The sequence below is a fragment of the Psychrobacter fjordensis genome (assembly GCF_904845995.1).
In the GTDB taxonomy this organism is placed as follows: domain Bacteria; phylum Pseudomonadota; class Gammaproteobacteria; order Pseudomonadales; family Moraxellaceae; genus Psychrobacter; species Psychrobacter fjordensis.
The window spans coordinates 1-787 of the sequence record NZ_CAJGYP010000008.1 but is presented as its reverse complement, the minus strand read 5'-3'; the positions used below and the strand labels follow the sequence as shown (position 1 = coordinate 787).

Below are 787 nucleotides of genomic sequence, written 5' to 3'. Positions count from 1 at the left end.
GTGTTGATGGCATCGGGGAAGCCCTTTAAGCCGTCGACACAGGCAATGAGGATATCTTGTACCCCGCGGTTTTGTAGTTCAGTGAGAACGCCTAGCCAGAACTTGGCGCCCTCATTTTCTGATAACCACATACCAAGCAGCTCTTTTTTACCATCAAGCCCCACGCCTAGCGCCAGATAGATAGCCTTGTTGATGATCTGCTTGTCTTGACGTACTTTAACGACAATGCAGTCCAAATAGACGATAGGATAAACACTGCTCAGCGGCCGGTTCTGCCAAGCGGTGATGTCCTCTAAGATGTTGTCAGTGACTCTTGAAACTAAGCTGCTTGAGATGTCGACGTCATAGAGCTCTTTGATGGTTTCGACAATCTCGGTGGTGGTTTGACCCTTGGCGTAAAGGAATATGATCTTGTCATCGAGACCTGAGATACGGGTTTGATGCTTACTAACGAGTACAGGCTCAAAGCTGCCACCGCGGTCTCTTGGGGTGGAGATCTCAAGATCGCCTGTGTCACTGCGGACGGTCTTTTTAGTGTGCCCGTTACGCTTATTAGGTTTATCCGCCTTTTCATGCTTGGGATAGCCGAGATGGTCTTCCATCTCAGCCTCTAAGGCAGTATCGATAAAGGATTGCATGAGCTGCTTTTGGAAGTCTTTAATGTCATCAAAGCTGTTCATGCTACCAGCCATTTGCTCGGCCAGTTTTTTAAGGTCAGATTGAGTAGTCATTGCTTATTCTCCGGTTAATGGATTATAAGCAGTTACACAGTTTTTAGGAAAGGCTC

General features: G+C 47.3%; 1 protein-coding gene. It reads right to left on the bottom strand.

Features of this window, described 5'->3' with window-relative positions; translation table 11 throughout:
• Positions 1-731 (bottom strand): IS256 family transposase (locus tag JMW61_RS14185; protein WP_201552036.1); only part of this gene is annotated, 731 nt, incomplete at its 3' end.
• Positions 732-787 lie beyond the last annotated feature (56 nt).